The sequence below is a fragment of the Pseudomonas sp. IPO3747 genome, from assembly GCF_013385245.1.
GTDB classification, from domain to species: domain Bacteria; phylum Pseudomonadota; class Gammaproteobacteria; order Pseudomonadales; family Pseudomonadaceae; genus Aquipseudomonas; species Aquipseudomonas edaphica.
The window spans coordinates 138,107-155,942 of sequence record NZ_JACAQL010000011.1 but is presented as its reverse complement, the minus strand read 5'-3'; the positions used below and the strand labels follow the sequence as shown (position 1 = coordinate 155,942).

At 61.6% G+C, this 17,836-nt stretch carries 15 protein-coding genes; 4 read left to right on the top strand and 11 right to left on the bottom strand.

The window, feature by feature from the left end; translation table 11 throughout:
* Positions 1-214: 214 nt before the first annotated feature.
* Together HX790_RS18300 and HX790_RS18295 are read left to right on the top strand one after the other, a co-directional pair.
* Entirely contained in the window at positions 215-1,078 is an 864-nt protein-coding gene (locus tag HX790_RS18300; protein WP_099549979.1) for a LysR family transcriptional regulator, read from the top strand.
* 58 nt (positions 1,079-1,136) lie between these two features.
* On the top strand, positions 1,137-2,141 hold the full coding sequence (locus HX790_RS18295) for a LacI family DNA-binding transcriptional regulator (protein ID WP_026013875.1): 1,005 nt from the start codon (positions 1,137-1,139) through the stop codon (positions 2,139-2,141).
* Here HX790_RS18295 and HX790_RS18290 read toward each other — a convergent pair.
* From HX790_RS18290 to HX790_RS18265, 6 genes are all read right to left on the bottom strand, one after another.
* Complete coding sequence (locus HX790_RS18290; RefSeq protein ID WP_099549978.1) at positions 2,138-2,863, bottom strand: SDR family oxidoreductase; 726 nt, start codon at positions 2,861-2,863, stop codon at positions 2,138-2,140. The two genes, HX790_RS18295 and HX790_RS18290, sit on opposite strands and share 4 nt — an antisense overlap.
* A gap of 137 nt (positions 2,864-3,000) precedes the next feature.
* Positions 3,001-4,533: an FGGY-family carbohydrate kinase gene (locus HX790_RS18285; protein WP_017139551.1), complete on the bottom strand. Its 1,533-nt coding sequence runs from the start codon at positions 4,531-4,533 to the stop codon at positions 3,001-3,003.
* 3 nt (positions 4,534-4,536) lie between these two features.
* Positions 4,537-5,616 carry an erythritol/L-threitol dehydrogenase gene (locus tag HX790_RS18280; RefSeq protein WP_017139552.1) on the bottom strand — a complete coding sequence of 360 codons (1,080 nt, stop codon included), beginning with the start codon at positions 5,614-5,616 and terminating at the stop codon, positions 4,537-4,539.
* A 26-nt stretch (positions 5,617-5,642) separates the two neighbouring features.
* The gene (locus HX790_RS18275) at positions 5,643-6,635 is read right to left on the bottom strand and encodes an ABC transporter permease (RefSeq protein ID WP_099549997.1); all 993 of its coding nucleotides are present in this window, start codon (positions 6,633-6,635) and stop codon (positions 5,643-5,645) included.
* A complete protein-coding gene (locus HX790_RS18270; protein WP_099549976.1) occupies positions 6,601-8,109 on the bottom strand; it encodes a sugar ABC transporter ATP-binding protein in 1,509 nt (502 codons plus the stop codon). Before HX790_RS18270 ends, HX790_RS18275 begins: the two co-directional genes overlap by 35 nt.
* 63 nt (positions 8,110-8,172) lie before the next feature.
* The gene (locus tag HX790_RS18265) at positions 8,173-9,096 is read right to left on the bottom strand and encodes a substrate-binding domain-containing protein (RefSeq protein ID WP_099549975.1); all 924 of its coding nucleotides are present in this window, start codon (positions 9,094-9,096) and stop codon (positions 8,173-8,175) included.
* 322 nt (positions 9,097-9,418) lie between these two features.
* Here HX790_RS18265 and HX790_RS18260 point away from each other — a divergent pair, with 322 nt between their 5' ends.
* Both HX790_RS18260 and HX790_RS18255 read left to right on the top strand, forming a co-directional pair.
* On the top strand, positions 9,419-10,090 hold the full coding sequence (locus tag HX790_RS18260) for a sterol desaturase family protein (RefSeq protein WP_017139555.1): 672 nt from the start codon (positions 9,419-9,421) through the stop codon (positions 10,088-10,090).
* 2 nt (positions 10,091-10,092) lie between these two features.
* On the top strand, positions 10,093-11,193 hold the full coding sequence (locus HX790_RS18255) for an SMP-30/gluconolactonase/LRE family protein (protein WP_017139556.1): 1,101 nt from the start codon (positions 10,093-10,095) through the stop codon (positions 11,191-11,193).
* 50 nt (positions 11,194-11,243) lie between these two features.
* On the opposite strand, the gene HX790_RS18250 is transcribed toward HX790_RS18255, so the two are convergent.
* The 5 genes from HX790_RS18250 to HX790_RS18230 form a co-directional block, all read right to left on the bottom strand.
* On the bottom strand, positions 11,244-12,686 hold the full coding sequence (locus HX790_RS18250; RefSeq protein ID WP_176991874.1) for a hypothetical protein: 1,443 nt from the start codon (positions 12,684-12,686) through the stop codon (positions 11,244-11,246).
* A gap of 123 nt (positions 12,687-12,809) precedes the next feature.
* A complete protein-coding gene (locus HX790_RS18245) occupies positions 12,810-13,187 on the bottom strand; it encodes a hypothetical protein (protein WP_017139558.1) in 378 nt (125 codons plus the stop codon).
* A 2-nt stretch (positions 13,188-13,189) separates the two neighbouring features.
* The gene (locus HX790_RS18240) at positions 13,190-14,179 is read right to left on the bottom strand and encodes a hypothetical protein (protein ID WP_176991873.1); all 990 of its coding nucleotides are present in this window, start codon (positions 14,177-14,179) and stop codon (positions 13,190-13,192) included.
* A 139-nt stretch (positions 14,180-14,318) separates the two neighbouring features.
* A complete protein-coding gene (locus tag HX790_RS18235; RefSeq protein ID WP_170040448.1) occupies positions 14,319-15,383 on the bottom strand; it encodes a lipocalin-like domain-containing protein in 1,065 nt (354 codons plus the stop codon).
* Positions 15,373-17,835, bottom strand: a complete 2,463-nt coding sequence (locus HX790_RS18230; protein ID WP_017139561.1) for an FtsX-like permease family protein — start codon at positions 17,833-17,835, stop codon at positions 15,373-15,375. Before HX790_RS18230 ends, HX790_RS18235 begins: the two co-directional genes overlap by 11 nt.
* Position 17,836 lies beyond the last annotated feature (1 nt).

Genomic DNA, 17,836 nt, shown 5'->3' with positions numbered 1-17,836 from the left:
GCGAGGTGCCGAGTGGTGGGGCGAAGACCTTTTGGTTACTTTTGGCTGGGCCGGCATTCCGGGCGTTTGCCAAAAGTGACCCGCTGTAAGAGCGGAACCATAAGCCGCCGTGACCTAAATAACGGATATACACCCAGCCCCCCAACAAACCCACACACACCCCAGTTCCAAGCACATTCCATTACACTGTCCCCCATTCATCCCCGGGGGCTTCATGGACATCGAACTGGCACGCACCTTCCTCGAAATCACCCGCTGCGGCAGCCTGGCCGCGGCTGCCGAGAAACTGCACGTCACCCAGACCGCCATCACCGCACGGGTCAAAAGCCTGGAAAGCCAGTTGGGCAGCACACTGTTTGTGCGTAACCGCGCAGGCGCCAGGCTCACCGCCGATGGCGAAGCGTTTGTGGTCTACGCCAACCAATTGCTGCAAACCTGGGAAGCCGCCAAGCGCGACCTCCCGCTGCCCGATGGCTACCGCAATGTGCTGCATATCGGCGGCGAAGTCAGCCTGTGCAACCCGTTGATGCTCGGCTGGGCCAAGGCCTTGCGCGAACAGATCCCTGGCCACGCGCTGCGCACCGAAGTGCGTGAAGGTGAATACCTCTTGCGCCAACTGGAACTGGGCGTGCTCGATGCCGCGCTGGTATTCCAGCCGCAATACTGGCCTGGCCTGCAGGTCGAGCAAGTACTGGAAGAAAAACTGATCCTGGTGCAGTTAACAAGCAAACCCGCCCCTTACGTGTATATCGACTGGGGCCCAGGCTTTCGCCAGCAACACGACGCCGCGCTGCCCGACAAAGCCCGCGCCGCGTTGAGTTTCAACCTCGGGCCGCTGGCCCTGCAGTACATCCTGGAGAACGGTGGCGCCGGGTACTTCCGCACGCGGGTGGTGCAAAGCTACCTGGACAGCGGCGTCATGCAGCGCGTCCCGAAAGCGCCGGAATTCAGCTTCCCGACCTATCTGGTCTACTCACGGGCGCGGGATTCGGCGGTATTGCAGCAGGCGCTGGGGCTGCTGCGCGAGGTGGTCAAGGCCGAAAGCGACTGGTCACAACGCTGGGACCCGCTGATTTGAATCACCCTACGCCCGCGCGCATGCTAGCCTGCGGATGTTTCCCAGCGCAGCCTTACCGATGAACAAGAAAAAGTCCGTCACCATCAGCGACATCGCCGAACGGGTGGGCATGACCACCATCACGGTGTCCCGCGCACTGAGCAAGCCCGACCTGGTCAAGCCCGCCACCCTGGCGCGCATTCTCGAAGTGGCTCGCGAGCTGGACTACGTGCCCAATGCCTTCGCACGCGGGCTCAAGCGCAGTGAAAGCCTGATTATCGGCGTGATCACCGCCTCGGTCGACAACCCGTTCTACAGCGAGATGATCAAGGCGATTTCCCGGGAGGCGAAGAAGCACGGCTACACCATCATGCTGGTGGACACCGATGAGCTGGAAGAACTCGAAAGCAAAGCCGTCGATACCCTGCTGGGCTATCGCGTGGCGGGGATTATCTTGTCGCCGGTCTCGGACGAACCCAGCTACCAACCCGACTATCTGGAGCGCCTGGGCAACGGCAAAACTCCGGTGGTGTTGCTCGACCGCACGATCCACGACAGCCCGTTCAGCCGCGTAGTGCTCGACAACTACCACAGCGGTATCCAGGCGGCGCACTACCTGCTGCGCCAGACACCCGACCTTAAACGCCTGCTGGTGCTGACCGGCCCGGAGCACTCACGTATCACCGTGGAGCGCCTCAAAGGGTTGCGCGAAGTGCTGGCTGAACACCCCCATGTTCAGGTCGAAGTGCAGGCCGGTGACTACACGCTGATGCCGTCTTACCTGCACACTCTCGACTACCTGGCCGAGCACTCGGCGCCCGATGCAATCATGGGTTTCAACCAGTTGATCACCCTCGGCGCCCTGCGTGCCTTGCGCATGCACAACATCGCCCACGACAGCCTGACCATTTGCGGCATCGACCGCCTGCCCTTCGCCGATATCTTCGGCGTGCCGATCGCCTGCGTGGCCCACGACGCCTCACTGGCCGGCAGCAGCGCGGTACGCCTGCTGCTTGACCGCTTGCAAGACCCGTACAAGCCACGGGACAAAGTGGTGATCGCCGGCGTGCTGGAAAACGGCTAGCGGCTGGTGTAGCCGCCATCGATCGGCAGGCTCACGCCGCTGATCATGCTGGCGGCATCGCTGAGCAGGAACAGCACCGGCAATGCGACTTCCACGGTTTGTGCGAAACGCCCCAGCGGAATGGCCGCCAGCGCCGGGTCGCGTTTGGCCGGATCCGACCAGGCCTTTGTCGCCATTGGCGTAAGTGTGACCGTGGGGTTGACGCTGTTCACACGAATGCCAAAGCGCCCCCACTCGGCGCACTGCACGCGGGTGATCGCGTCCAGCGCGGCCTTTGAGGCGCAGTAGCCGAGGTGATCGTCCAGCGCCACCAGTGACGCCTGGCTTGAGACATTGACGATGCTGCCGGGGATTTTCGCTTCGATCATTTTTGCCGCCACTCGGCTGGCGACCTGTGCGGCGGCGCGGGCGTTGACCTGCATGACCTGATCGAACGCCTCCGCGCTGATGGCGGCGGCGGGCTCCAGGCGTGAGATACCGGCGCAGTTGACCAGGCCGTTCAGCGGCGGCAAGTCTGACAGGGCTTTGTCCAGGGCGATGCTGTCGGCGATATCCACGCATAAGCTGTTGCAGCCCAGCTGTGACAAGGCTTGCGCGTCGCGGCCAAGGGCGAAGACTTCGGCACCGGCGGCAATCAGCTGTTGAGCGATTTCGCGACCGATGCCGCTGCTGGCGCCGGTGACGAGAATGCGCTGGCGGGTGAAGTTGAAGGTGGTGGTCATGGTCACTTCTCGATAAACACTGAAGATCCCTGTGGGAGCTGGCTTGCCTGCGATAACAGCGTGTCAGCCAGCACATTTGGCACTGATACACCGCTATCGCAGGCAAGCCAGCTCCCACATTTTTGATCTGTGTTGGGTCAGTTGGTTTGCAGGCTATGCATGATCGGCTTGAGGGCCGGATACAGCTTCAGGTACTCGGCAAACGCCCGGTCATACGTCATGACATTCTCGCGCTTGGGCTGCGCCCGCAGTTCCAGCTGCACCCAGCCTTTGTCCATCTCGTCATCACTCACCAAGCCCACCGTATGCGCCGCCAGCAACGCTGCGCCCAAGGCCGCTTCCACCTCCTGCACAATGGTGTAGACCGGGTAGCGCGTGACATCGGCAATAATCTGCATCCACAAATCCGAATGGCTCGCGCCTCCCACCACAATCAAGCGCGGGTCCAGCGAATGCGCGCCCTGGGTACCGGCTTCAATGTTGTGGCGCAGGGCAAAACTCACCCCTTCAAGCACCGCGCGGTACAGGTGAATACGGCTGTGATACAGGTTCAGCCCGACAAAGCTGCCGCTGGCGCGGTCGTCCCATACCGGGCTGCGTTCGCCCATCAGGTACGGCAAAAACAACAAACCTTCGCTGCCCGCCGGAACCTGGGTGGCGCTCTGCTCCAGCAACACCAGGCTGTCCTGGCCGGTGGCCTGGGCCTGCTGTTCTTCGGCCTGGCAGAACTGTTCGCGAAACCAGCTGACCGACGCCCCGGCGGTGATCGCACCGCCAAAGATGTACAGGTCTCGATGGCCGTTGTAGACGTGAGGCATGCTCACCAGGCCGTGGTGTGCGTCCACGTGCTGGTTCAAATACCCCCAGCACATGCTGGTGCCGATCATCGCCACATGGTTACCCGGCTGCGTAACACCCGCTGCCAATGTCGCCATCGCCGCATCCACACCGCCGGCGAGGAGTGGCGTGCCTGCCTGCAAGCCCAGGCGCGTGGCCCAGCTTTCGAGCAAACCGCCCACCACCTCACCGGAATACACCAACCGCTCGGGCATCATGGCCTGAGGAATGCCCAGTGCATCGAGCATCTCGGCGGACCAGCCGCGCGCTTTCACGTCGTAAACCCCGCCAATATTGCCGGCGCTGCTATGGTCCACCGCCAATTCGCCGGTAAGGCACCAGTTGATATAGCTGTTGGGCGGCAGCAGGTAGCGCGTATCAGCCCACACCTGCGGCTGATGCTGCTTGAGCCAGAGCATCTTGGTGAAGCCGTAATAGCTGTCCACCGAGTTACCCGTTACTTCGAACAAGCGTTCCTGGTCCAGGTGCTCACGCACCCACGCCACCTGCTCGCCGGCGCGCCGGTCCATCCAGATAAGGCACGGGTGCAGCGGCGTCATCTGCGCGTCAACGGCAATCCCCGAACCGCCATACAGGCTGCTGATGCACAGCGCCTTGACCTGCCCGGCCGCCACGCCGGATTTGGCCATGCACTGCGCCACACACGCCTCGACGGCCTCCAGCCACACCTGCGGCCATTGCTCGGCCCAGCGCACTTTCGGGGTATCGACGCGATACCCCTGGCTGTGCTGGGCGATGATCGTACCTTGACCATCCACCAGCAGCGCCTTGGTGCTCTGGGTTCCTATATCGACACCCATTACGTAGTTCATAGATCAAATCACCGGCTTCAACAGCACCTTGATCGACTTGGTCGAGTTGGCCAACGCGAAGGCCTCGGCAAAATCATCCAGCGGGAAGTCATGGGTAACAATGCCCTTGGACGTCACCAGGCCGCGCTCAAACAGGTCGATAGCGATCGGGTAGCAATATGGGCCGAGGTGCGCGCCGCGTACGTCCAGCTCCTTGCGGTCGCCGATGATCGACCAGTCGACGCTGGTTTCGGCGCCGAACACACTGAACTCGACAAAACGCCCGAGCTTGCGGATCAGGTCCAGGCCTTGGGTCACTCCGGCGGGCACGCCCGTGGTTTCGATGTACACGTCGCAGCCATAGTTATCGGTGAGGCCATTGATAATCTCGCGGGCATTGTCGCGGGACGGGTTGATCACCACGTCGGCGCCAAACTGCTTGGCCAGTTCCAGGCGCTCGTCGACCATGTCGATCACCACCAGTTTTTTCGGGGTTTTCAGCGCCGCCACCTGGACCATGCACAGCCCCAGCGTACCGGCACCGGCGATCACCACCACGTCATCGAGCTGGATTTCGCCACGGTTGACGGTGTGGATCGAACACGCCATCGGCTCCACCAATGCGGAGTCTTCCAGCGACACCGACTCGGGAATCTTGTGCACGATGGCGGTCTTGGGAATGCGCATGAACTGGGCCATGCCGCCTTCGGCGACTTCACGCTGGAAGCCGAAGATATTGTGCACTTCACACATCCAGTACTTGCCCGACTTGCAGAAGCGGCACTTGCCGCACGGCACGATCTGCTCGGCGATCACCTTGTCGCCCACCGCGACTTCAAAGTGTTCCTCGGCGCCCTCACCCACCTCTTCCACGTAACCGAAAAACTCATGGCCCGGCACCACCGGTGCCTTGACCCACGGGTTATCGCCACCCCAGAACATGGCCGCGCCGGAATGGCACTTGCAGTCACTGGCGCAGATGCCGCAGGCGGCGATACGGATCACCAGTTCATTGGGGCGCGCCTTGGGTTTGCCGATTCGCTCCAGGCGGTAGTCTTTCGGGCCGTGGCAAACGACGGCTTGCATCTCGGTGTGCTTGTCCATGTGTTCGGTCCTTTCTTGTCAGGTGTTTATTTATGGCGCTGACGGCTGATGAAAATCGCCAGCAAAATGATCCCGCCCTTGATCACGCTCTGGACGTAGGGCGAGACCCCGAGCATGTTCAATCCGTTATTGAGTACGCCCAGCAGCATCGCGCCGAGCAAGGTGCCGACAATGACCCCGCGCCCGCCGGCAATCGACGCACCGCCAAGGACCACCGCCGCAATCGCATCCAATTCGAACGACACACCGGCATTCGGCTGGCCGCTCATCAAGCGTGAGGTGAGCACCAGCCCGGCAATCGCTGCGGTCAGGCCGCTGATGCCGTACACCAGCAACTTGAAGCGCGCCGCCCGCACGCCCGACAAACGCACCGCTTCTTCATTGCCGCCGATGGCGTAGATGTAGCGGCCGATGCGCGTGTGTTGCAGCAACACATAGGCGGCAAAGTAGGTGACCAGCATGATCAGGATCGGCACGTCGACGCCGAACAGGCTCTGGCGGCCGAAGAAACCGAACCACTCCGGCAACCCCGAAATCGGGTAGCCGTCGGTGTACATCAGGCCCAGGCCACGGGCGATGCCCATGGTCGCCAGGGTGACGATGATCGGCGGCATGTGCAGGTAGGCGACGAACACGCCATTGCCGATGCCGAAGGCTACGCCGATCAGCAGGCCGGCGCCAATCGCCAGGCCCGGCGGCAGGCCCGCGACCATCAGCCCTGCGGTCAAGGTGCCCGACAGCGCCATCACCGGGCCTACCGACAGGTCGATGCCACCGGTGAGAATCACGCAGGTCATGCCCACCGCGATAATCGCGTTGATCGACACCTGGCGCGCAATGTTCGACAGGTTGCTGGTGGTGAGGAAGTTATCGCTGGCGAAGATCATCACCAGGGTCACCACCACCAACCCGACGAAGGGATAAAACGCCGGCGAGCGCACCAGCCGTGCCAGGTTCAGGCGCAGTCGGCGGGTGTCGCCGGTATTAATGGACATATTCACTTGAGCCCCCTGTTGCATGGCGCATGACCTCTTGTGGGTTGACGGCGGCCGCTTCCAGCAGCTTGACGATGGCGCCCTTGTGGAACACGGCGACGCGGTCGCACATGCCAATGACTTCGGGCAGTTCGGAAGAAATCATGATGATCGCGTAGCCTTGTTCGGTGAGGCTGCGCATCAGGGCGTAGATCTGCGCCTTGGCGCCGACGTCGATGCCGCGTGTGGGTTCATCGAACACCAGCACGTCGCAGTGGTGGTTGATCCAGCGTGCGATCACAACCTTTTGCTGGTTGCCGCCGCTGAGGTTGAACACCCGGCTTTCGCCGCTGGGCGCCTTGATCGACAGCTGGCGCATCAGCGCGTCGACGCTGGCGCACTCTTTGCTCTTGTCGATCAGGCCCGTGGCGTTCTGATATTTGGGCAGGTTGTTCAGGGAGATGTTTTCGCGAATGCTGAAATCGGTGATCAGCCCTTCGCTCTTGCGGCTTTCCGGGAGCAGCCCGATGCCGTGGGCCAAGGCTTGCGCCGGGTCATCCAGGCTGACTTTCTCGCCGCGCAACCACACGTCTTTGCTCACCGACGGCAGCGCACCCATCATGCCCAGCGCCAGTTCGGTACGACCGGAGCCGACCAGCCCGGCAAAGCCGAGGATCTCGCCCTTGTGCAACTGAAAGCTGTTGCGCGGGCCATTGCGTACCAACTGGATGTCCTTGACCTCCAGCAACAACGGACCACGGTCTTTCGTGGGTTTGGGTGGAAAGCTGTTTTCCAGGCGGCGGCCGACCATCATTTCGACGAGCCGGTCGATATCGCTGTCGGCCACATCGGTCACGCCTACGTTACCGCCATCGCGCAGCACGCTGATGCGGTCGCACACCTGGAAAATCTCCTCCAGGTGGTGAGAGATAAAGATCACCGCCACACCCTGACGCTTGAGTTCGCGCATGATCTCGAACAACAGTTCGGCTTCGCTGGGCGTGAGCGTAGCGGTCGGTTCATCGAGTACCAACAGGCGCGCATCCAGGGCCAGGGCCTTGGCGATTTCGACGAATTGCTGCTCGGCCACGCTCAGGTGCTTGACCGCGCATTGCAGGTTGATACTCACGCCCAAGCGCTTGAACAACGCCTGACTGGCCTCGACCATTTCACGTTTGCGCAGCAGGCCGAAGCGGTTGCTCAACTCATGCCCGAGGAAGATGTTTTCCACCGCCGTGAGATAGGGAATCAGGCTGAATTCCTGGAACACAATGCCGATACCGGCGGCGATCGCATCGCGGTAAGTGGCAAACTTTTGCACCTGGCCATCGATTAAAATCTGCCCTTCGTCCTGATGCTCGACGCCGCCGAGGATCTTCATCAGGGTCGACTTGCCCGCGCCATTTTCACCCAGCAACGCATGGATTTCGCCGCGTTCGACCTGCAGGTTGATGGACTTGAGGGCTTGTACGCCCGGATAGCGCTTACAGATATTTTCCAGCTTCAGAAGACTGCTCATGCCGCCGACCTCGTATTCAGAAGGAGACCTCAAGCCCCACGGTTCACGTGGGGCCGGGGCGATTTACCAGCTGAAGTCCTTGGCCTTGGCCTGGTCGATCAAGGTGATGTCGACGGGAATGGTGGCCGGCACTTGCGAGCCCCACTTCTTGGCCAGGGCGATGCCCAGAGCCAGGCGGATCTGATCGCGCGGGTATTGCGCCGAGGTGGCGATGAACTTGCTACCGGGCTTCTGGATCGCCTTGATGGCTTCCGGTGCGCCGTCGACGCTGACCAGTTTTACGTCCAGGCCGCTGGCTTCGATGGCCGACAGTGCGCCGAGGGAGCCGTTGTCATTCACGCTGAAGATGCCCTTGAGGCCCGGCTGGGCCTGCAGCATGTTTTCGGTGACGGTCAGCGCCTGGTCACGTTCCTGCTTGCCATTCTGGATGCTCACGATCTTGATGTCCGGGTGCTTGGCCACCGCTTCTTTGCAGCCGCGCACACGCTCAAGGATCGGCACCACGGCGATGCCGTCGAGGATCGCAATATTGCCTTTGTCGCCGATGTTCTTGGCCAGGTATTCACAGGCCTGGAAGCCGGCGTCGAAGTTTTTTGAACCGACGAAGGAGTCCAACGGGCCGTCGGCCTGGGCGTCCACCGCGACCACGACCACACCCGCGGCGTGGGCGGACTTCACCGCCGATTGCACGCCAACCGAGTCGGTGGGGTTGATCAGCAGGATATCGATGCCCTTTTGCAGCATGTCTTCGACATCGCTGACCTGCTTGGACACGTCGTGACGGGCATCGGTGATGATCAGCTTCGCACCGATGGTTGCGCCGGCTTCTTCCAGGGCGTTTTTCATGGTGACGAAATAGGGGTTGTTGATTTCCTGGAAGGAAGCGCCGATGCGGATCGGTTTGGCGGCGTCGGCAAACGCTGCGCTGGTTGCGCCGAGGGTGATGCTGACAGCCAGTAAACACAGGGTTTTCGGGAGCATTTTCATGGCGTGGTTCTCTGTTTTGTTTTTATTTTTAGAGCAAATGTTATCGATAACATTTTGCGAGAAGCTAGCAAGTAAATCAGGCCTGTGCAAGCCCCCGTCGGTCGCCCGCGGTTCAAGTGTGGGAGCTGGCTTGCCTGCGATAGCATCTACTCGCTCTACCTGACACACCGAGGTGTCTGCATCCCAGGCAAGCCAGCTCCCACAAAAGCCTGTTTCCACACAAGCCAGCTCCCACACTTGAACCGCGTACTGCGCAAAAACTCGCACTATCTCGCGTACCAACTAAGCTCAGGCTCCAACAAAAAAACCAGAGCTTGCCGCCATGGCCCATCCCACCGAGACCTTCCGCGCCGGCTACCGCGCCGCCGTGAGCGCCCGATACAACCCCTGGCTGCACGCCAGTTTCGTGCTCGGCTACGGCATCGTCTGCATCGCCCTGGCCTGGTCCTCCACCACGCACATCACCGCGCTGCAGTGGCTGACCGTGCCGCTGACGCTGGTGTTTTTCAACCTGTGCATCTACCTCGTACACCGCCACCTGGGTCATCACAAACACAGCCTGGCCCGGCTGTTCTATGCGCGCCACACGGGTGACCACCACAGTTTCTTTACTCCAGGCCACATGACCTATGACAGCCCGCGAGACTGGCGTGTGATTCTATTCCCGGCCTGGCTGATCGTGCTGCACAGCCTGACGATCACCCTGCCCGCCTGGTGGCTGCTCAAACAATTGAGCCCCAACGTCGCCGGGTTGTTTGCCGGGTGCATGATCCTTGGGTATTTACTTTACGAAGTGTTTCACGCCTGCGAACACCTGCCCGCCGAGCACCCGGTGGCGCGCTTGCCATGGATTCGCCAGATGCACCAATTGCATGCCCTGCACCACCGCCGTGAGCTGATGCAGGGGCGCAACTTCAATATCGTCCTCCCCCTGATGGATTACCTGTTCGGCACCCTGCACTGGGAGCCGAACGCCCACGACAACCAGGAATAGTCATGAGTACCCGCCCCAAAAAACTGCGCCATTTGCTGTTCGTACTGCTGCTTGCAGTCATCGCTTTTCTGCTGCTGATGCCCACCAAGGTGCAACCGGTGAACTGGTCGCCGCCCAAGGCGCCCTCGCTCAAAGACGGCGCCTACGCCGAAAACCAGCGGCTCAAGGGTATTGAAAAAATCGGCGCGCAGAACATCGCCGGCCCCGAAGCCTTGCTGCTCGACCCCCAGGGCTTTCTGATCAGCGGCCTGCAAGACGGGCGCATCATCCGCACCTCGCCGGACAGCCACACCCTGGAAGTACTCGCCAACACCGGCGGCCGCCCGCTCGGCCTGGCGTTGCACCCAGATGGGCGCTTGATCATTGCCGATGGGGTCAAGGGGTTGCTTGCCCTGGATGCCAATCGCCAGCTCAAGCCATTGAGCAGCAGCGCTGACGGCGTACCCTTTGGCCTCACTGACGATGTGACCGTCGATGCCAGCGGGCGCTATGCCTACTTCAGCGACGCATCAAGCCGCTGGGGCTATGGCCAGGACGGCACAGCAGTGATTGAGCATGGTGGCGACGGCCGGTTGCTGCGCTATGACTTCAGCAACGGCACCACAGAGGTGTTGCTGGACCGGCTGCAATTTGCCAATGGCGTGACCCTGGGGCCGGATGAAAACTACGTACTGGTGAATGAAACCGGCGCCTACCGTATCAGCCGCTACTGGCTCAAGGGCGAGCGCAGCGGCACCCATGACCTGTTTATCGACAACCTGCCCGGCCTGCCGGACAACCTCAGTTTCAATGGCCGCGATCGCTTCTGGGTTGCCCTGTATTCGCCGCGCAACCCGTTGCTGGACGGTTTCGCCGGCTACCCGCTGTTGCGCAAGGTGATGGTGCGCGCACTGATGGTGATGCCCAAGCCCATCGAGCGCAAAGCCTTTGTGCTGGGGCTGGACATCGATGGCAAGGTCATCGCCAACTTGCAGGATGGCAGTGCGGGCAATTACTCGCCGGTCACTACCGCGCGCGAATACGGCGACTGGTTGTACCTGGGCTCGCTCACGAGCACCAGCATGGCGCGCCTGCCGTTGAAGCTGGCGCTGGCCGGCGAATAACCAAAAGGGGCAGCCTGTTCAGGCTGCCCCTTCTGATTTACATCACGGTATCAATGGATGATGTCCTGGGTGCAGATGTGCCCAAAGGTCACATACTGCACGTTATCACCGCCGACACCCACGCCCGGGAACTCGTCCAGCTCGATACGCCAGCCGCCGAAGTTGAAGGTGGTGTCCCAGGTGTACTGCACGCCGGTGCTGCTGTCCGGGTACTGCACACGGTTATCGCCAAAGCAGGTACCGAGCGCAGCACTGGCCTGGGATGTGCCGGCACTGTTGGTGGTGGCCTTGAAGTCGGTCCAATGAAACTCGGTGCCCTCAAAGCGCTTGTCGACACGCAGCACAGGTGTGACGCCCAGCAGCGGCGCGCCCGTGGAATCGGACCAGTTGGTGGTCCAGTTCAATGTGCGCCCCGCCTGAGTCGCCATCCAGAATATCGATGCCGGCACCCGCACGATGTTGTCACCGGTTACCTGCGAGGTGTTCAGCCGTGGCGCAGAACCGAGGCTCAACTTGTAATATTTGCTTGGATCCTGCGTCACGGCCGGGTTGGCCCGCACACGCACCTTGACCGTCGTACCCGGCGTGACGCTCGGGTAGGTGGACGTAGAGCCGGCCGGTACGACGATCCAGTTGACGCCATCAAAGCGCTCGAAGATCCACTGGTTACGGCTGCCACTGTCATCGCCTGCCAGGTACATGCTCACGGCCTGGCCACGCACGGCCTTGAAGTCGAAGTAATCGACGTCGTTGGCGTTGTCCAGGTTGCCGCTCACCTTGTTCATGGTGTCCGGCAGCGCAAAGGCGTCCTGCGGCGTGTCGTTGGGCTCGAAGGCGTCGATGTTGGTGTCTGCCGCTACGCCAAAACTGAACTGCGCATTGGTTGCGGTCTTGGCCACCATGTACCAGTAGTAGTCACCGGCCGGCAGCACGCCGTCGATGTATTCATCGGCATTGCCGGCGTTATCAGCGGTGGCCAGCAGTTGCAGGTTGCCTTGGCCGTCGTCGCGGAACAGGCTCAGCGACATGTCGGCGCCGGCACTCTGGTTGATCAACTGCACCAGCACCCGCGCGCTTTTTGGCAGGTTGAAGTGGTAAGGGAAATCCTGGCCCGTTTGCACTTCGCTGATGGTGTAGAGGGTGTTGATATCCAGGGTCGGAAACAGCGGAACAAAGTCGGCGACCGCTGCACTTTTCAGCTCGCTCTGATTCGGCTTTTTCAACGTGCCGATGACGGTGTTGAACGGTGCGGACCTGGCCGCTTTAGTGACCGCCTTGGTCTTGCGGTCCCGCGCCTCCAGCAGCTTTTGCCGCAGCGCCTCCGAAATCGGCACCGCAGTGAGCGTGCCGCCAGGTTTGAGCGCGTCAATCTCGCCTTGGCTGACTGTGCCGGGGGTGAGTTTGGGAAGGTTCAGGTCGGCCAGGGCAGAGGCCGAGATAAAGCAGGAGGCCATCATGGCCGCGCCCAGCATAAGGGCTTTGGTTGGTTTCATTTTTTATCCATCCATAGTTAAAAAATTGAAGCTCAGGTGATCGGTGACATCCGGTCACCTGGGATGGAATGTAGAACAATACTGTATGCATGAACAGTATTTTTTAGAAAAAATTAACCTCCTTCAAATAGGTAAGTCACCCCACCTGCGCCAAACGGACCAGACCACGGTTGTGATCAGCCAGGTAAACCCCAGGTAATAAGGCCATAACACCCAGCGTTTGAGCGCTAAAGGCACAGACGCCAGTTCGGCCTCGGTCACAACACCGGCTTTCACGTGGCGCTTTGAATCGGACAGAAACTCAAAAATCAGCAACATGCGGTACTGCCTGTCAATCCACTCCTTTCGTCTCCAAAAACGTTTGTTGCCACGAACCCGCTCGTTGTGACTGAAGTAACTTTCCACCTCATCGAGTTTTGTATATTCGGCAAAAAGCATCAGCCCCAGAACGACGAACATCCAAACAAACCACACAATTGAGTAGACCAGAAAAAAATCCATGGTTACGCGCCCTCTGGCTCGAAGATCAAATCACCATTGACCTCCAGGATTTTCCCACCCAGAAGCGCTCCATAATCACCACCTTCATTGCCTACGCCATACCCTCCAGCGGCGCCTCCAATAACGCCACAGGCAAGCGCACCATTCCCCTTCATAGAAATACCCAACACGATGTTGCATGCACGACGAGCGATGGCTGCACCATATTTTCCGCCCACAGCGGCACCTGCCACCGCCCCCACCAACCTTCCCGTTTCCACATACCTCGCCCTTCTACATTGCGCCTCCCTTCCCATCCCGCACGCCTCCTTGATCTCTAATCCTGCTGCTCCCACATCCAATGCCAACCCCACATAAGTGCCCTTCCCCAACCACTTCGACACCTGCGCCACGTCCCCGACCCGCTGCGCATACCCCGCAATCTCACCCTTATGCAGAAAGCTTTTGGTCGATATCCCTAGCACCTTCTTCAACGACTGATTGCCCCGCAACCCCGTGCCAAACCGCGCCGCGCCTTGCAGTTGCGCGTCCAACTGCCGAAACAGCCCTTGGCGCTGACGAGCAAACTCTCCCCGCTCCAACCCACCGCCCTTCAACCGCTGATGCAAGCGCTCAATCGCTTCCAGGGTCTGCGCCACCTCATCCAGATGCCGTGCCCACGCCGACGTGGCGCTGCCGATACCAATCGACCCGTTCGCCAGCAAGCTCTGCAGCAAATCGTAGTTATTGATTACCGCCGAACCGGCCGATGGCTCCAGCCCCCAGCGAATCTGCTCGCCATAACGCATCAACCAAGCTTCTTCACTGCGACAGCTGAAGCTGAAGTCGTCAGGGATAATTACCAGTTGCCCCGGTGTTACCAGGCCAGCACGTAAGTGCCGGTTCAACACGTCAAAGTGATCAGAACGCTGACGATTTGGCGCCCCGCCCATCGCCCTGGATTTCAAACTGCCGTAGTCCGTTGTGCGGTCATTGATGAACCCCTGCGCCATGCCTTCCATCCCGGATGCAATGAAGATGGCGTCGGAATATAGGCAAGCACAGGCGGCCCGCACACAAGGGCGGGCGCGGGAAATCACATTTGGGAAGTTGCCTACTCGGCAGAGAAAAATCGCCTACAAAAACCCGCGATTAATACCCGGTCATCTCCAGATACCCCACACCACCTTCAAACTGCACCGGCCCTTCCCAGTACGGGATGCTCAGGTTCATCCACGCCTTCGGGTTGACGGCCTGGGGCGTGATATCCAGTTGCTTGCCGGGAATTTTCAGTGACCAGCGCGTAGGAACAGTGCGCCCGTCAACCTCGGTGGTGGCCAGCGGTGTGAGTTGAATATCGGCGTTATGCAGGGTCTGGGTGTGCCCTTGCTGGTCGATCCAGGTGCCGGTCAGGTAACCCGCGCCGTCCTTTTGCCGCACGCGAAACAGCATCAACTGCTCGCCACGGTCCAGGTGCAGGGAGAACCAGTCCCAGCCGGTCTGGCTCGCGGCCAGGGGCTGGCTGCTCCATTCGCGGTCGAGCCAGGCCGGGCCGCTGACCTGGTAGGTGGTGCCGTCGAGCGTGACATTGCCTGCTGCGGTAAAAAACGGCTGGCTGTAGTAGTAGGACGCCTGGCCTTGATCGGATTTGCGGCTGTAGCCGTTATCACCTTGCAGCACCAGCGGGCGGCTGGAAGTCAGGTGCAAGTCGTAGGCAAACTGTGGGCCTGTGGCCTTGAGTTGCATATCGGCCAAGGCGCTGGCGGCATCGGGCCGGGTGGCAAAACTCCAATCGTCGAGCCAGGCAGTGAATGGCGCTGCCTGGGCGCCGGCCTGGCCAACACCGCCACGGGCGTAGCGCTCGGCGGCGTAATGCCGGGTGGCGGAGGTGACGGCGGCGTGGCCCAGCCAGATCGTCGAGTCACGCCAGCCCGCATGTACCGGCCCGGCCTTGAGCGCGTTGCGAAACAACGTCCATTGCACGCCGAACACATGGCCTTGGGCATCCTTGAGGTTGGCGGTGACGTACCACCATTCGATGCGAAAGCCGGGGTGCGGGCCGTGGTCTTCGGGAAAGCTGAAGACCTTGCCAGGCACCACCTGGGCGAAATCCGCCGCTTCACTGCCAAGGCCGGCGAAGCTTTCCTGCGGCGCGGGGGCTTTGTCGCAGGCGGTCAATAGCAACACGGCGGCCCAGCACCAGGCGTTAATCTTCATGGGCAAAGGTCCTCAGCAAATCCGCCGGGCGGCTGCGGTACAACTGCCACAGTGGCCAGGCCGAGGCCAGCAGCGTGGCAAGCATCGCCAGCCCCAGCAATTGCGCCAGCTGCCATGGGAACACTTGCAGGGGCAAGCGCCAGCCGAATGCCTGCACATTGATCACCGCGTCCAGGCACCACGCCAGCAGCAGGCCCAAGGGTAAGGCCAACACCAGCGTCAACACCGCCAGCAGCCAGGTTTGGCCGAGGTTGAGCAGCATCAATTGCCGGCGCGTCACGCCCAGCGCCCACAGCGGTGCGAGTTGGCCAAGGCGGCTTTGGCTCTGGGTCAGCAGGCTGATAAACAGCGCCACACCGGCGACACCCAGGGTCAGGCTGTTGAGTGCCGCGGTGGCGGCGAAGGTGCGTTCGAACACCTGGCTCGACCAGCCTTTGAGCTGCTGCTGATCGACGATGCGGCTGTCCTCCAGGGCAAAGGCGCGCCGCACCTCCTGCACCAGCGCCGGCACATTGCCGGGCAGTACGCGCAGGTTGAAGCGCGCCGGTGCCAGGCCCGGCCAGTGCGCCAGCAGGTGTTGCGAATTGACCAGCAGATGGCCCTTGGGGTTGCCGTAGTCAGCGTAAACCCCCACCACTTTTGGCGACCACACGCCTTGCGGCGTGGGGAGCTTGATGGCGTCGCCCAGGCCCACCTTCAAGCGGCGCGCCAATTGCTCGCTGAGCATCACGCTATCGCCCTGCAACAGTTGATCCCAGGGTGTGCTGGCGGCTTGCAGCAGCGGCCAGTGCTGGCGATAGGTCGGATCGTCGACCACCCCGAACACATCCGCCGGCCAGCCCTGCAATTGCACCGCCACCTGCCAGGTGGGCAGCACCGCCTGCACCAGCGGTTGCCGCGCCAACCAGGTGGAAAGCTGCTCGGCCTGGGCCGGGTTTTGCGGGTTGAGGTACAGCTCGGCGGTAAGGCGTTGTTCCAGCCAGTTATTGAACGTCTGGCGAAACCCCGAAGTCATGGAGCCCGCACCAATGTTCGCCGCCAGGGCCAACAGCAACGCCATCAGCGCCAGGCTCAAGGCCGGCAACTGCTGGCGGCAGTCGGCAAGAAACCACTGGCCCAACACCGAACGGCTACCTCCAAGCACCGCCGTCAACAGGCCATTGAGCACCACCGGCAGGCCGAGCGCCGCGCCCAGCAGCAAGGCTGCCATCAGCACAAACCCGGCGGCGAGGCTGTTACCCCACCACAGCGCCAGCACTGCAATCGCCAACGCAGTAGCCGCCACCCAACCCTGACGTCGCAGCCAGCGCCCGTGTGCCTCATGCCAGGCCTGGGCATTGGCCAGCGCCAGCAAGGGCAAACGCGACGCGCGCCACAGGCTGCTGGCGCCCGCCAGCAGCGCGCCGAGCAGGCTCAAGCCCAAGCCGGCCAGCCACCACCACGGGCTGAGGTTTAATTGGCCCGCCACCTCGGCGCCATACAGCCCGCGCAGGCTGGCGGCCACATCCGGGAGCAACAGGCTGGCCAGCAGGTAACCACTGATCACACCCAACACGCCACCCAGCAACGACAACACGCCCAGCTCAACCGCCAGGCTTACGATCAGCAGGCGCGCGCTGACCCCACAGGCACGCAAGGTACGCAGCAAGCCACGGCGTTGCTCCAGGGCCAGGCCGATGGCGGCGTGGACAATAAACAGGCCGACTACAAAGGATAAAAAACCCAAGGCATCGAGGTTCAGGTGAAAGCTCTCGGTGAGGCGCGAGAGGTTGTTGTCCTCGCCTTGCTTGAGTTGCAGCGCGGCGGGAGGCGTCGGGTGGGTGGCGGCAAATGCCTTGTCCACCAGCAGGCGCGACAGACGCCCCGGCATGTCCAATAACGGTTGGGCGAAGCCGATATCGGTCAGCAACAGGCCGGGAGCCATGTCAGGCTGAACCTGCAATGGTGGCAACCGTTGGCCGTTCGCCGTCAACGGTCGCGCACCGGCCTGCAACCCCAACGCCTGTAAAGTTTGCGCGGCGATCCAGGTTTGCCCAGGCGGGTTGAAAAACCCGAGCATCTGCGCCTGGCTCAAGCGCTGCCCCGCCACCGCACCGCCAGCGGGCAAGGACAACGGCTCGATGCCCATCAATTGCAGGCGCAGATCTTCATGCCCCTTGAGCTGCAGCCGCCCCTGCACCACCGGCGACACCGGCCAGCCGGCGCGGCGCAGCTCGGCAAACAGTGCTTGCGGGAAGCTCGCGCTGTCCGGCGCAGTCAGGCTGGCTTGGGGCTCACCGCCGATCAATTGGCTGGCACGTGCATAGCTGTCGCGCGCATGGCTGTTAAGGGCTTGCACGCCGGTCAACAACGCGGTGGCCAGCCACAAGCCGGTGAGCACGCTGAAGAACTGCACCGGGTGTCGTCGCCAATGGCTCAACAATGCGCGCAGTGCCCAATAAAATACCCTCATC